The following is a 12,507-nucleotide window of genomic DNA, read 5'->3' on the forward strand; positions in this document are numbered from 1 at the left end:
CTCATCCGACCTCGCTTCGCTCGGCCACCTTCTCCCACAAGGGGAGAAGGTAAAGTCTGGCATGAACGCCACTGCCAATCGCCGACCCAAGTGATTGGCAGGATCGGGATCGCGAGAGCCCACCTTCTCCCCTTGTGGGAGAAGGTGCCTGAACGAAGTGAAGGCGGATGAGGGGTGCTGGACGGAGCGCAAACGCTGAAAGATCACAGTCGTACCCCCAGCGAATTGCCGCTTGCCGTGTCGAAGAAATGCGCCTGCGCAGGGTCGAGCCTGGCAAAGACCTGGTCGCCCGGCTTTCCGACGAAGCCGGAACGGGTGCGAGCGCGCAGCATTTGCCCGCCGACCTTCAGGTCGACGATGTCGTAGGAGCCCAGCGGCTCGATGATATGGGCCTCGACCGGCAGGTAGCCGTCCGCCGCCGCCTTGGAGACAAGCACCCCCTCCGGACGGATGCCAAGCGCCAGGCGGCCCTGCTGCGCCTTGGCGGCGTCGAGTTGGCCAACCAGTTCGGCCGGGAAACGGAACCCTTCCGCCGCCCCGTCGACGGTGACCCTGGCGCCGGAGCCGTTCATGGCAACCGCCGCGTTGGCGACGTTCATCACCGGCGAACCGACGAATTGCGCGACAAACAGGTTGGCCGGGCGGGTGTAGACATCCGACGGGCTGCCGACCTGCTGAAGCACGCCCTCGTGCATGATGACGATGCGGTCGGCGAGGCTCATCGCCTCGATCTGGTCGTGGGTGACGTAGATGGTGGTCGAGCCCTGCTTGACGTGCAGCCGCTTGATCTCGGCGCGCATCTCCTCGCGCAGCTTGGCGTCGAGCGCGCCGATCGGCTCGTCCATAAGCATCGCCTTCGGCCGCCGCACCAGCGCCCGGCCGATCGCCACGCGCTGCATGTCGCCGCCCGACAGCGCCGACGGTTTCTTGTCGAGCAGGTTGCCGATCTGCAGCACCTTGGCGACGGAACGCACCTCGCCGTCGATCTCGGCCTTGCTCTTGCGCGTGGCGCGCAGCGGAAAGGCGATGTTCTCGTAGACGCTCATATGCGGATAAAGCGAGAAGGACTGGAACACCATGGCGATGTCGCGGTGGGCCGCCTTCAGGTGCTGGACCGGCTCGCCGTCGATCAGGATGTCGCCTTCGTCGATGGTCTCCAGCCCGGCGATGGCGCGCAACGTCGTCGTCTTGCCGCAGCCGGACTGGCCGAGCAGCACGATGAACTCGTTGTCGGCGATGGTGAGATTGAGGTCCTTGATGACCTGGACGGCGCCGAAGAACTTCTGAACGCCACGAAGCTCGATCTGGGTCACGAATGTCCCCCATGCCGGCGGCCATCATGGTGGTCGGAGACGTCGAAGACGCCGTCGTTTTCGTCCTTCTTTCCATCCGGCTTGCCGAACCAGCCGGTGAACATGAAGGTCAAAAGCCCGACGATGATGATGGTCACCCCGTAGCGGTGCAGGAAGAAGTTCCACGGCTGGCAGAGCGCGACGATGCCGAGCACCATCACGACCTCCGCAATACGCTGTAGTCTTGCGCTGCTGATCATTTGCGGATCGCTCCGAACGACATGCCGCGCAGGAGATGGTTGCGCAACAGGAAGGTGAAGATGGCGACCGGCAGCAGGAACAGGAAGGTTCCGGCGGCGATGACGGTCCAGTCGGGCAGGCCCGAACCGACCTGGCTCGGGATGAATGGCGGCGCGGTCTGGGCGCGGCGGTTGGTCATGATCAACGCGAACGCATACTCGTTCCACGCCGTGATGAAGCAGAACACCGCCGTCGCGGCGATGCCGGTGGCGGCTTCCGGCAGCACCACCTTGAAGAAGGCCTGCATGCGGGTATAGCCGTCGACGAGCGCCGCCTCCTCGTATTCCTTCGGTATCTCGTCCATGAAGCCCTTCATCAGCCACACGGAGAAGCTGAGATTGAAGGCGGTGTAGAGGATGATCAGGCCCCAATGCGTGTCATTGAGGCCGACGGCGCGGTACATCAGGAACATCGGGATCGCCACCACCACGGGCGGCAGCATGCGCGTCGACAGGATGAAGAAGAGCAGGTCCTGCTCCCCCTTCATCTTGAAGCGCGAAAATCCGTAGGCGGTGAAGGTGCCCATGCCGACGGCGAGGATCGTCGAGGTGATCGCCACGATCAGCGAATTCATGAAGCGGTTCGGATAGCCCGACCACTGCACCTCGCCCCTGCCCGAGCGCACGACCTTCTCGCCGCCGTCGAACACCAGCCGTTCCCACCACGGGGCGGCGGCGTATTCTTCCGGCGTCGGCGCCGTGCGCAACTGCGAGCGCTTGGTGAACAGCTTCACGAAGGGCGAGATTTCCGGCGTGAACATCACCGTCGGCGGGATGGTGGTGGCGAGATTGCGCGGCTTGAACGCCGTCGAGGCGATCCAGTAGATCGGCGCCAGGAAGATCATCGTGACGATCAGCACGCCGACGATGGCGAACTTGTTGAGCGATCGTTCGGCGGTGGTGGTGACAGCGGCCATTCTAGCGCTCCTTCACCTTGTTCAGGTATTTGACGTATATGTTGGTGATGGCGAGCACCATGATCAGGACGATGTAGGCAAGCGCGCAGGACATGCCGGTCTGCCATTCCTGGAACGCCATCTTGTAAAGCCGGATCGAGATGACCTCGGTGGTCGGCTGGCTGGTCAGGATATAGGCGAGGTCGAAGGTCTTGAAGGCTTCCATGGTGCGGAAGATGATCGCGATCATCAGGATCGGCGCGACTAGCGGCAGCGTGATGCGGAAGAAGGTGTAGAACGGGCCGGCACGGTCGATGGCGGCCGCCTCGTAGAGATGCTTCGGCACCGCTGAAAGACCAGCCAGAGAGAGCAGCATGACGAATGGCGACCACATCCAGATGTCGGTGATCGCCACCGCATAAAGCGCCATGTTGGCATTGGAGAGCCACTCGAAATTGCCGAGGCCGAGCGCGTAGTTGATGATGCCGAAGGACGGGTCGTAGAGAAGCTTCCAGAACAGGCCGACCACCGCCATCGACAGCATCATCGGCAAAAGCAGGAGTGTCGTGATCAAGCCCTTGAAGGGGATGTCGCGGTTCAAGAGCATCGCGACGCCGAAGCCGACCAGAACCTGGCCGGACACCGAAACGATGACGTATTTGGCGGTGATGGCGAAATTCGACCATATGAACGGGTCGTTGAGCAACGACCGGTAGTTGGCGAGGCCGACGAAATTGGCCGGCGCGTTGGTCGACGCGCGGAAATCGGTGAACGAGTAGCCCAGCGAGTAGATCAGCGGAAAAATGTTGAAGACGATCAGGAACACGATCGTCGGGATGATGAAGAGGTTGCGGATCGTGAGATCGCTCATGCCGCGGGCCGCGGAGCGCGATTTCGGATCAAGCCGGGTCATGACTGCGGTCGCCAAAACGTCGTCCTCGCGAAAAGCGGAAATGAAAACGGAGGGGGCGAGCCGCCCCCTCCGTAACTTCCGGATTTATTTAACCCGGTTGTACTTCTTGAACGTGGCGTTCCAGTCCGCGGCGAGTGCGTCGAGCACTTCCTTTGCGGTGCCCTGGTCACCCGTGATGTAAGGGTACACGCGCTGGTTCATCTGGATCAGCAGTTCGGCATATTCCGGCGTTGCCCAGAAGTCCTTCACCTTGAACATGGTCTCGTAGAAGGCCTTGTTGTAGGGCGTTGCATTCTGGAATTCCGGCGATTCAAGCACCTTGGCGCTTGCCGTATAGCCACCGAGTTCGGCCCAACGCTTCTGGGTCTCGTCCTTGATGAACCATTCCAGGAACTTCATCGCTTCTTCCTGGTTTTCCGAATAGGAGACCACGGAAATGCCCTGCCCGCCGAGCGCCGCGAACTGTTCGCCGCCAGGACCTGGAGGGTTGGCGAAGAAGCCCGTGTTCTTGGCGTGCGGGTTGGACGCTTCGTTCACCAGAGCCGGGAAGAAGGCAAAGTAGTTCATGCTCATCGCAGCCAGGCCTTCGGTGATGGCCTGATTGTCTTCGGCAAAGAACGTCTTTGCCCAGCCCGGAGGCGTGAACTTGTAGAGTTCCTTGTAGGCTTCCAGCGCGGCGACGTTCTTGTCCGAATTGATGATGCCGTCGACCTTGTAGGTCGCGTAGTCGCCGAGTTCGCCGCCGAATGAGAAGATGGCATTCTCGACGCCCATCACCAGCGCGTCGTAGGAGTTGTCGGTGTAGATGGCGATGCCGTAACGCTTCTCGTCCGGGCGGTGGAAGAATTCCGCGATGTCGCGAAGCGCCTTCCAGTCCTTCGGAGGCGCCAGATCGTAACCATACTTGGCCTTGAACGCTTCCATCTCCTTGGGGTCTTCGAACCAGTCCTTGCGATAGGACCAGCCGACCGCATCGCCTTCGGCCGGGATCGACCAGTACTTGCCCGAAGCGGATGGGTACTCGGCGTAGTACTTGACCGTCGCCGGCGCCATGACTTCGTTGAGTTTGTGCTTGTTGAAGAACTCGGTCAGGTCGACATAGTGGCCGGCTTCGGACGCCGCGCCGATCCATTGGCTATCGCCGACGACCATGTCATAGGCGCTGCCCTTGGCGTTGAATTCGGTGAACGCCTTGGTCTGGAAATCCGACCAGGGCGTCGTCTCGACCGTCACCTTGACGCCGGTTTCCTTCTCGTACTCGTTGACGAGTTCCTGCAGATAATTGGCCGGATCCCATTCCGCCCAGAATATGGTGAGTTCCTGCGCGAAAGCCGATGTCGAATAAGCAAGCGACAGGCCTATGCCGGCAAGCCAGCCGGTAAGTTTCTTGCGCATTATCAGTTCCTCCCTGTTTGCGCGTCATTTCCGTTCATCACACGGACCAAGCTTTCCGCCTGATGACACCCTGCTTGCGCAGGTCTTCCGATCGTCCCGGGTGCTGGTCTCCTCCCTGCAATCCGGGGCGATTTTTCATGAACCGGGCGTCTATGTCGCCAGTCCTGGCCGCAATTCAAAGCCTCTCAATCTGGTAGTACCAATCCGCAATTCGGGTCAAGCTCAAACTTGCTGGCGAAGCACCCCTCGCCGCCCGGCCACGAACACAACCGCAGAATTGACTCGTTTGTAATCGTTTGCAAGCCTCATTTCATACAGCCGCCGCCTGATTGAACGGCAAAGTTTGGTCCTACCAGTTTGCCGACGCAGATTGCGTCAGCTTTTGCCTGCCTCGGCCTGGACCGACGCAACCAATGTCTCCGCCGCCCACAGCACAACCTCTTGCGCCTCTTCGGCGGTGCCTCCCCATATGTCCTTCACGACAATGAGTGTCTCGATGCCGAACATCAACGACAGTGCCTTGACGAGACGGTCGAAGCCAGCCTGCGGAATTCGTCCGCGCAAGGGCGCGACCGCGTCGCTCACCAGATCGACGCGGTGACCGCGCTTGAACGGCGGTTCGTTGCCGAGAGTGCCGGCCTGGCGCTGCGCCCACTGGTCGAGCGAAAGCTTGAGCGCGGCCCGGAACGTCGCCTCGAACGCATCGATGCGCGGCATCGAACTGCGGAAAAGATCGCGGGTGCGTTCCCCGGCATCCGGGGTTGTGGAACTCCAGTCGAGGATCGGGCCGAGCGCTTCGTCGACGACGGCCTGGACGAGCGCGGCCTGACTGGGAAAGTAGCGGTAGGCCGTGGCGCGGGACACCTCGGCCGCCTCGGCAACGTCGCTGACCGACGGCACGATGCCGCCCTGCATGAGTTGCACGGCGGTGTCGAGCATGAGCCGCGCCGTGCGGGCGCGGGCACCGCGCTCGTCGGCTTCGGTCACGGTTGGCTCTTGATTTGAGACGGCCATATCAATATGATACGCGCGTCTCAAAAATCTGCAATGCCCATTCAGCATCAATTTTTCGGGCATGAGCGCGCCGCCTTTGCGGACGGCGAAGAGATTGCGGCGGGAGGAACGCCTTGAAACGGATCTACGTGGTCGGCACCGCCGACACCAAGGGCGAGGAATTGGCTTTCCTGGCTGATGCGGTCACTGCCGCGGGTGCGGCCGTCGCCAGGGTCGATGTCGGCACGCGCGGCGCCCTGGTACCGGTGGACATCGCCGCCAAGGAAGTCGCAAGCCACCATCCTCAAGGCACGTCGGCGGTACTTGTCACCAACGATCGCGGCACGGCGGTCGCGGCCATGGGCGAGGCTTTCGCCCGCTTCATCGAGAGCCGCGACGACGTTGCCGGCATCATCGGCATCGGCGGCGGCGGCGGCACGTCGATCATCACCAGCGGCATGCGTCGGCTGTCGCTCGGCGTGCCCAAGATCATGGTCTCGACGCTCGCCTCCGGCGATGTGGCGCCGTATGTCGACGTATCTGACATCATCATGATGCCGTCGGTGACCGACATGGCCGGGCTGAACCGGCTGTCGCGCGTCGTCCTGCACAATGCGGCGCAGGCCATCGCCGGAATGGCCAGGACCCCTGCCCCGGCGGCGAGCGGCAAGCCGGCGCTCGGGCTCACCATGTTCGGCGTCACCACAACCTGCGTGACGGCGATCGCCGAGGAATTGCGGGCCGATTATGACTGCATGGTCTTCCACGCCACCGGCACCGGCGGACGCTCGATGGAAAAGCTCGCCGACAGCGGCCTTATTTCGGGCGTCATCGACATCACCACCACGGAGGTCTGCGACCTGTTGTTCGGCGGCGTGCTCGCAGCCACCGAGGATCGCTTCGGGGCGATTGCGCGGACAAAGCTTCCCTATGTCGGCTCGGTCGGCGCGCTCGACATGGTGAATTTCTGGGCGCCCGAAACCATTCCGGAAAAATACAGGGACCGCCTGTTCTACCGGCACAATCCGAACGTCACGCTGATGCGCACGACGGCCGAGGAATGCCGCGCCATCGGCGAATGGATAGGCGGCAGGCTCAACGCCTGCGAGGGCCTGCTGCGTTTCCTGATCCCGGAAAAAGGCGTCTCGGCACTCGACATCGAGGGCGGCGCCTTTTTCGACCCGGAGGCCAACCGGGCGCTGTTCGAAGCCATCGAGGCGACGCTGAAACCGGCGCCGAACCGCCGTATTCAGCGGCTGCCGCTGCACATCAACGACCCCGAATTCGCCCGCGCCGCGGTGGCGGCGTTTCGCGAGATCGCAAGCTGAAGGACCAAAAATGCCCGCCATTCCGCGCAAGGACATACTGGAAAAATTCCGCGCCATGATCGCCCAGGGCGTGCCGATCGTCGGCGGCGGCGCCGGCACCGGGCTTTCAGCCAAGGCCGAGGAAGCCGGCGGCATCGACCTCATCATCATCTACAATTCCGGCCGCTACCGCATGGCGGGGCGCGGCTCGGCGGCCGGGCTGCTGGCCTACGGCAACGCCAACGAGATCGTCAGGGAAATGGCGGTCGAGGTTCTGCCGGTGGTGAAGAAGACGCCGGTGCTGGCCGGCGTCAACGGCACCGATCCCTTCGTGCTCATGCCCCGCTTTCTCGCCGAGCTGAAGGACATGGGCTTTTCCGGCGTCCAGAATTTCCCCACCATCGGCCTGTTCGACGGCCAGATGCGGCAGAGCTTCGAGGAGACGGGCATGGGCTACGGGCTCGAAGTCGACATGATCGCCGCCGCCCACGGGCTAGACCTGCTGACGACACCCTATGTGTTCAACCCGGACGAGGCCGAGGCGATGACCGCGGCCGGCGCCGACATCATCGTCGCGCATATGGGCGTTACCACCGGCGGGTCGATCGGCGCCACGTCGGCGAAGTCGCTCGACGATTGCGTGAACGAGATCGACGCCATAGCGCTGGCAGCCCGGCAGGTGCGCAAGGACGTCATCGTGCTTTGCCACGGCGGTCCGATCTCCATGCCCGACGACGCCCGCTACATCCTCGACCATGCCGACGGCATCCACGGTTTCTATGGCGCCTCGAGCATGGAGCGGCTGCCGGCGGAAGCGGCGATCCGCGACCAGACCGCGACATTCAAAAGCCTGGCGCTGAGGGCGCCGGCCGCCAACCAGAACTGAGGAGGTTTTTTGACGCCATGAGCAAGGAGCGCAATTTCGTCTACCCGAAAGAGGTCGACACCTTTGCTTTCGACTGGGGCAGGCTGGCATTGACGGTGGCGCCGGAAGTCAACGGTGCGTCGCGCTTTTCCGGCGGCGTCGTCGATCTGGGCGCCGGCCAGGGCCATACGCGCCACAACCATCCGGGCGCCGAAGAGATCATCTTCGTCATCTCCGGCAATGGCGAGCAGATGGTCGAGGACGAGAACGGCACGCCGGTGACGAAAAAAGTCGGGCCGGGCTGCACCGTCTACGTGCCGGAAAGCCGTTTCCACTCGACGCTGAACACAGGCGACGGGCCGATGCAGCTTTTTGTCGTCTATTCGCCGGCCGGGCCGGAACTGGCGCTGCGCGAACTGCCGGACTTCAGGCTGGTGCCGCCCGCCGGCTGAGCCACGAAAAACAATGCAACGGCCTCGCAGCGGCGTGGAGAGTTGCCGCCGCGAAGCTTTTCGGCCGAGCCAGCGGGTCCATGCTTTGGGAGCGTTGAAGAGGACCGCCGGTGCGTCCGGTTGCGGTTCTGCTTGTACAAGTTGAAGTTAACTTGAAGTCAAGGGCAAAATCTGATTTTCTCGCCCGCATGACGTCCATGTTCACGATTGGTGATGTCGCACGGCGCAGCGGCATCGCGGCTTCCGCGTTGCGCTTCTATGAAGAGCGCGGCCTGATCACCTCCGAACGCGCCGGCTCCGGCCACCGCCGCTTTCCGCGCGCGGCCCTGCGGCGCGTCGCCTTCATCGTGTTCGCGCAGAAGATCGGCCTGTCGCTCGACGAGATCGGCGTCGAACTGGCAAAGCTGCCGCCCGACCGCGCGCCGACCGGCCGCGACTGGGAAAAGCTGTCGGCGACATGGTCGAGCCGCATCGACGAGCGCATCGCCGAACTGCAGCGGCTGAAAGCCGGGCTGACCGAATGCATCGGTTGCGGATGCCTCTCGCTCGACCGCTGCAAGCTCACGAACCCGCTGGACCGCGCCGCCCGCAAAGGCGCCGGGCCGCGCTACTGGATCGGCGACCTGCCGCAGGATTGATGAACACGATGAGCGAAATCGTCCTCCACAACTACTTCCGTTCCTCGACATCCTACCGGGTGCGCATCGCGCTTGAGATGAAAGGGCTGGAATACACCTATGTCGCGCATCATTTGCGCCACGGCGAACATCGCGATGCGCCTTATCTCGCCGTCAATCCGCAAGGGCTGGTGCCGGCGCTGGTGTGGAGCGACGGCACGCTGCTCCTGCAGTCGCTGGCGATCATGGAATTCCTCGACGAGACGGTGCCGGAGCCGCCGCTGCTGCCGGCCGACGCGCTGGGCCGCGCCCGCGTGCGGATGCTGGCGCAGATGATCGCCTGCGACATCCACCCGGTGAACAACCTGAGGGTCCTCACCTCGCTGCGTACGCTCTACGGCGCCGGCGACGAGGACATCGCCAACTGGTTCCGCCATTGGGTCAACGAAACCTTCGAACCGCTTGAGAAGATTCTCGCTTCCAGTCCCGACACCGGTATGTTCTGCCATGGCGACAGACCAGGGATCGCCGACATCTGCCTGGTCGCGCAAGTGGCCAACAACCAGCGCTTCAACCTCGACATGACGCCCTATCCGGTGATTTCGCGCATCAATGCCGCCTGCCTGGAACTGCCCGCGTTCCGGAGGGCCGCTCCGGCCAACCAGCCCGACGCGGAGTAGGCGCTTGCCTCAAATGACCGGCCTGGGATTGGGATTCGGCCCGGGTGGCACCGGCGGCGCCTGATCCGGCACTGGCGTCGGGGTCGGCCGCGGGAACGGTTGCGGTTTCGGCGGGACTGGATTTGGCTCGGTCGGATCGCTCATTTCGCTTCCCAACGGTTCAAGCATCGATCAGGCGGCGAAGCGTTCGGAACGGGCGCCATAAAACGCGCGTTCGCAGGCCTCCTTCGCCATGTCCTCGCTGACGAAGCCGCGCTCGGAATAGACGGAATCGCGAAAGTCATAACGATTGTCCTGGATGCAATAACGATAACCGCCGTCGAACCTATGCTTGTAGACGATCAGTCGCTTGTTGTCGGTCACGCGCACCAGTTCTCCGGTGGCGGAACGTTCCCAGTCGTGCCCGGACCTTTGGCCGAGCAATGCGTTGAGCAGCTCGAACATTGTCATGTCCTCGAATGAAAGTGTCGGAAGAGTAACGGCGCAGGAGGCGGCAAGGTTCCGATGCCGGATGCCGGCCTCCCCTTCCCTGCTCTTTGCAAATGCGCCAAACTCCGGGCAAGCCACATCGGCTCCGAGGGGTGCCTGCGATGAATTTCGTGTTCTTCTCCCCGCATTTTCCAGCCTACGGCGCCGATTTCTGCGACCGGCTGAAAAAGGCCGGCGCCACCGTCCTCGGCATCGGCGACGTGCCCTACGAGGCGCTGGAACCCAGGCTGAAGAACGCGCTGTCGGAATATTACCGCGTCGCCGACATGGAGGAGTACGAGCCGGTCTACCGCGCGATAGGCCATTTCATCCACAAATGGGGCCGCATCGATCGTTTCGAATCGCTCAACGAGCACTGGCTGGAGCTCGAGGCCAACATCCGCACCGACTTCAATATTTATGGCACCAAGCTCGATTTCGTGAAGAACCTGAAGCGCAAGTCGCGCATGCGCGCTTTCTTCCGCAAGAGTGGCGTCGAGACGATCCCGCAGCGCAAATGCTCCGACCGCGCCGGCGCGCTGACCTTTATCCGGCGTGTTGGCTTTCCGGTCGTCGTCAAGCCGGACAGCGGCTCCGGCGCCAGCAACACCTACAAGATCGAGAACCGCAAGGAACTGGACACATATCTCAAGGAGCGGGAGCCCGACGTCACCTTCGTCATGGAGCGGTTCGTCGATGGGCTGGTGGTAACCTATGACGGGCTCGTCAACCGCGACGGCAAGGTCATCTTCGCCGCCAGCCACCGCTACGACCAGAGCGTCATGGACGTCGTCAACCGCGACCATCACATGAGCTATGTCTGCCGACCAACGGTGGAGCCAGCGATCGAGGAAGCCGGGCGCAAGATCCTGAAGGCCTTCGACGTGCGCGAGCGGTTCTTCCACATCGAGCTGTTCCAGACCAGCGACGACCGCATCATCGCGCTGGAGGTGAACATGCGGCCGCCCGGCGCCTGGATGACCGACGCCATCAACTATACCTACGACATCGACATCTATGCCGAATGGGCGAACATGGTGGTCAAAGACGCCGATGGCGGGCCTTATGACGGGAAATATTTCACCGCCTATGCCAGCCGCAAGCGCCATATCCGCTATTCCCACGACCACGAGGCCGTGCTAGCCGCGCACGGCGACAAGATCGTGCGCCATCAGCCAATCGAGGACGTGTTCAGCAAGGCCATGGGAAACTACGCTTACCAGATGCGCTCGACCGACCCGAAGGCGTTGCGGGCGGCGGTCGACTTCATTCACGCCGAGGAGGCGTGAGCGCGATGGAGATTTCCTACCACAAGGAGCCAAGCAGCCACCTCGGCCGCGACATGGAATTCAAGCGCTACGGCTATGCCGGCCGCCCTGTCGTGGTGTTTCCCACCTCGCAGGGACGGTTTTACCAGTTCGAGGATTCCGGCGCGGTGGCGGCTTTGGGGGAATTCATCGACACCGGCCGCATCCAGGTCTGGACGCTCGACGGCATCGACAGCGAGACATTCTTCGCCAAGGGTGACAGCCTCGAAGCACGCATCGAGCGTCACGAGGCCTTTTTCCGCTACGTGCGCGACGAAGCCCTGCCGGAACTGTTGCGCGTTTCCGAAAAATCCAACAACCGCCGCAAGCTGAAGCCGCTGTTCGCCGGCTGCTCGATGGGCGCGTTTCATGCCTCGAACTTCGTCTTCCGCAATCCGCAACTGACCGCCGGGGTCATAGCCCTGTCCGGTGTCTATTCGACCAGGGATTTTTTCGGACAAGCCCTCGACGGCCAGATCTTCTTCAACTCGCCGCTCGACTACCTGCCGGGGCTGACCGACAAGAAGGCGCTTGCCGAACTCAAGGCGCAGCGGCTGATCTTCTGCTGCGGCCAGGGGCGCTGGGAAGAGCGCATGCTGGAGGATACCCGCGCGCTGGAAGAAATCCTGCGTGACAAGAAGATTCCCGCCTGGGTGGATTACTGGGGCGGCGATGTCGACCACGACTGGCCGTGGTGGCACAAGCAGCTCGTCTATTTCATGACGCGCTGGATTGACGATGATTTGCAGAACCGCGTGGCTTAGACATCAATCCTGCCAGCCCAGGAATCGGAAATCGCATCCTGGATTTCTTCGATCGTGGCTGCTGCTTCCGTCTTACCTGCGAGCAATCCGATGAAGCCGTCGATCGTTCCGGACGGTGCCGCTTGAATGCCGATCCGCCCGTCGGGCAGCATGTCGACGTCGATTTGCTGGCCTGGCTTGATACCAAGGTGCCGCAGCAAATCCTCTGGCAGAATGATCTGTCCTTTTGCGTCGACCCTCAGTCTGTTCATCGTTTTCG

General features: G+C 62.5%; 15 protein-coding genes. 7 read left to right on the forward strand and 8 right to left on the reverse strand.

From position 1 onward, the window contains the following. Positions 1-203: 203 nt before the first annotated feature. From OHD58_RS12775 to OHD58_RS12800, 6 genes are all read right to left on the reverse strand, one after another. The gene (locus tag OHD58_RS12775) at positions 204-1,313 is read right to left on the reverse strand and encodes an ABC transporter ATP-binding protein (RefSeq protein ID WP_263803734.1); all 1,110 of its coding nucleotides are present in this window, start codon (positions 1,311-1,313) and stop codon (positions 204-206) included. Beyond that, the gene (locus OHD58_RS12780) at positions 1,310-1,552 is read right to left on the reverse strand and encodes a hypothetical protein (protein ID WP_263803735.1); all 243 of its coding nucleotides are present in this window, start codon (positions 1,550-1,552) and stop codon (positions 1,310-1,312) included. The genes OHD58_RS12775 and OHD58_RS12780 overlap by 4 nt, the downstream gene beginning before the upstream one ends. Next, positions 1,549-2,508 (reverse strand): carbohydrate ABC transporter permease, encoded by a 960-nt coding sequence (locus tag OHD58_RS12785; RefSeq protein WP_263803736.1) that lies wholly within the window; start codon positions 2,506-2,508, stop codon positions 1,549-1,551. The genes OHD58_RS12780 and OHD58_RS12785 overlap by 4 nt, the downstream gene beginning before the upstream one ends. A gap of 1 nt (position 2,509) precedes the next feature. Next, entirely contained in the window at positions 2,510-3,415 is a 906-nt protein-coding gene (locus tag OHD58_RS12790) for a carbohydrate ABC transporter permease (RefSeq protein WP_263803737.1), read from the reverse strand. 69 nt (positions 3,416-3,484) lie between these two features. After that, positions 3,485-4,795, reverse strand: coding sequence for an extracellular solute-binding protein (locus tag OHD58_RS12795; protein WP_263803738.1), 1,311 nt, complete (start codon positions 4,793-4,795; stop codon positions 3,485-3,487). A gap of 375 nt (positions 4,796-5,170) precedes the next feature. Next, the gene (locus OHD58_RS12800; protein WP_263804210.1) at positions 5,171-5,809 is read right to left on the reverse strand and encodes a TetR/AcrR family transcriptional regulator; all 639 of its coding nucleotides are present in this window, start codon (positions 5,807-5,809) and stop codon (positions 5,171-5,173) included. Positions 5,810-5,922: 113 nt separating this feature from the next. On the opposite strand from OHD58_RS12800, the gene OHD58_RS12805 reads away from it, so the two are divergent. The 5 genes from OHD58_RS12805 to maiA all read left to right on the forward strand — a co-directional run bounded on the left by OHD58_RS12805 (position 5,923) and on the right by maiA (position 9,709). Then, the gene (locus OHD58_RS12805) at positions 5,923-7,116 is read left to right on the forward strand and encodes a Tm-1-like ATP-binding domain-containing protein (RefSeq protein WP_263803739.1); all 1,194 of its coding nucleotides are present in this window, start codon (positions 5,923-5,925) and stop codon (positions 7,114-7,116) included. 10 nt (positions 7,117-7,126) lie between these two features. Then, entirely contained in the window at positions 7,127-7,981 is an 855-nt protein-coding gene (locus tag OHD58_RS12810; protein WP_263803740.1) for a phosphoenolpyruvate hydrolase family protein, read from the forward strand. Positions 7,982-7,998: 17 nt separating this feature from the next. Continuing rightward, positions 7,999-8,412, forward strand: coding sequence for a cupin domain-containing protein (locus OHD58_RS12815; protein ID WP_263803741.1), 414 nt, complete (start codon positions 7,999-8,001; stop codon positions 8,410-8,412). A gap of 197 nt (positions 8,413-8,609) precedes the next feature. Continuing rightward, complete coding sequence (soxR, locus tag OHD58_RS12820; protein WP_412177208.1) at positions 8,610-9,050, forward strand: redox-sensitive transcriptional activator SoxR; 441 nt, start codon at positions 8,610-8,612, stop codon at positions 9,048-9,050. Positions 9,051-9,058: 8 nt separating this feature from the next. Next, the gene (gene maiA / locus OHD58_RS12825) at positions 9,059-9,709 is read left to right on the forward strand and encodes a maleylacetoacetate isomerase (RefSeq protein ID WP_263803743.1); all 651 of its coding nucleotides are present in this window, start codon (positions 9,059-9,061) and stop codon (positions 9,707-9,709) included. 171 nt (positions 9,710-9,880) lie between these two features. On the opposite strand, the gene OHD58_RS12830 is transcribed toward maiA, so the two are convergent. Beyond that, positions 9,881-10,153 (reverse strand): hypothetical protein, encoded by a 273-nt coding sequence (locus OHD58_RS12830; RefSeq protein WP_263803744.1) that lies wholly within the window; start codon positions 10,151-10,153, stop codon positions 9,881-9,883. 146 nt (positions 10,154-10,299) lie between these two features. Between OHD58_RS12830 and OHD58_RS12835 the strand changes: the two genes are divergently transcribed. Then, a complete protein-coding gene (locus OHD58_RS12835) occupies positions 10,300-11,466 on the forward strand; it encodes an ATP-grasp domain-containing protein (protein WP_263803745.1) in 1,167 nt (388 codons plus the stop codon). 5 nt (positions 11,467-11,471) lie between these two features. Next, positions 11,472-12,248 carry an esterase family protein gene (locus OHD58_RS12840; RefSeq protein ID WP_263803747.1) on the forward strand — a complete coding sequence of 259 codons (777 nt, stop codon included), beginning with the start codon at positions 11,472-11,474 and terminating at the stop codon, positions 12,246-12,248. Here the strand turns inward: OHD58_RS12840 and OHD58_RS12845 are convergent. After that, entirely contained in the window at positions 12,245-12,499 is a 255-nt protein-coding gene (locus OHD58_RS12845) for an AbrB/MazE/SpoVT family DNA-binding domain-containing protein (RefSeq protein WP_263803748.1), read from the reverse strand. The genes OHD58_RS12840 and OHD58_RS12845 overlap by 4 nt on opposite strands. Between the last annotated feature and the right edge of the window lie 8 nt (positions 12,500-12,507).

Origin of the sequence: Mesorhizobium sp. ZC-5, assembly GCF_025753855.1 — a bacterium.
GTDB lineage: Bacteria > Pseudomonadota > Alphaproteobacteria > Rhizobiales > Rhizobiaceae > Neomesorhizobium.

Coding starts and splice junctions, on each gene's coding strand:
- OHD58_RS12780 (WP_263803735.1), bottom strand. CDS start 1,552: ATGATCAGCAGCGCAAGACTACAGCGTATTGCGGAGGTCGTGATGGTG.
- OHD58_RS12785 (WP_263803736.1), bottom strand. CDS start 2,508: ATGGCCGCTGTCACCACCACCGCCGAACGATCGCTCAACAAGTTCGCC.
- OHD58_RS12795 (WP_263803738.1), bottom strand. CDS start 4,795: ATGCGCAAGAAACTTACCGGCTGGCTTGCCGGCATAGGCCTGTCGCTT.
- OHD58_RS12800 (WP_263804210.1), bottom strand. CDS start 5,809: ATGGCCGTCTCAAATCAAGAGCCAACCGTGACCGAAGCCGACGAGCGC.
- OHD58_RS12810 (WP_263803740.1), top strand. CDS start 7,127: ATGCCCGCCATTCCGCGCAAGGACATACTGGAAAAATTCCGCGCCATG.
- OHD58_RS12815 (WP_263803741.1), top strand. CDS start 7,999: ATGAGCAAGGAGCGCAATTTCGTCTACCCGAAAGAGGTCGACACCTTT.
- soxR (WP_412177208.1), top strand. CDS start 8,610: ATGTTCACGATTGGTGATGTCGCACGGCGCAGCGGCATCGCGGCTTCC.
- maiA (WP_263803743.1), top strand. CDS start 9,059: ATGAGCGAAATCGTCCTCCACAACTACTTCCGTTCCTCGACATCCTAC.
- OHD58_RS12830 (WP_263803744.1), bottom strand. CDS start 10,153: ATGTTCGAGCTGCTCAACGCATTGCTCGGCCAAAGGTCCGGGCACGAC.
- OHD58_RS12835 (WP_263803745.1), top strand. CDS start 10,300: ATGAATTTCGTGTTCTTCTCCCCGCATTTTCCAGCCTACGGCGCCGAT.
- OHD58_RS12840 (WP_263803747.1), top strand. CDS start 11,472: ATGGAGATTTCCTACCACAAGGAGCCAAGCAGCCACCTCGGCCGCGAC.
- OHD58_RS12845 (WP_263803748.1), bottom strand. CDS start 12,499: ATGAACAGACTGAGGGTCGACGCAAAAGGACAGATCATTCTGCCAGAG.